The organism is Vibrio sp. 10N.222.55.C6, assembly GCF_041473395.1.
Taxonomy (GTDB): Bacteria; Pseudomonadota; Gammaproteobacteria; order Enterobacterales; family Vibrionaceae; genus Vibrio; species Vibrio crassostreae_C.
The window spans coordinates 1-302 of the sequence record NZ_JBFRSD010000961.1 but is presented as its reverse complement, the minus strand read 5'-3'; the positions used below and the strand labels follow the sequence as shown (position 1 = coordinate 302).

Sequence of the window (302 nt, the reverse complement as noted above, 5' to 3'; positions counted from 1 at the left end):
AACAGTTGTTCTGTTACCCACGGGATGGATGCAGCATCAAATTCAGGTGAACCATAAGCGCCTAGCTTGATAATAACCACCGAGCAAGCCCAGTACACTATGCCCGCAACGAAACACCCTGCAATGATTGCGATGGGAAAGTCACGCTGTGGATTTTTAAATTCTTCTCCCATGTGAGCAAAGGCTTCTATCCCGACAAAGCACCAAAACATCACCGCTAAGGCTGCGCCAATCGACCACATCGAATCGGACGTCATGGTCGGAACTGCGATGTCAGCTGCTGTGATGTCGGCTTTCCAAAC

The 302-nt window shown here is 49.7% G+C and carries 1 protein-coding gene; it reads right to left on the bottom strand.

Annotated features, from left to right (window positions below):
- The coding region (locus AB4486_RS27070; RefSeq protein ID WP_372119866.1) for an amino acid permease at positions 1-302 on the bottom strand (302 nt) is incomplete at both ends.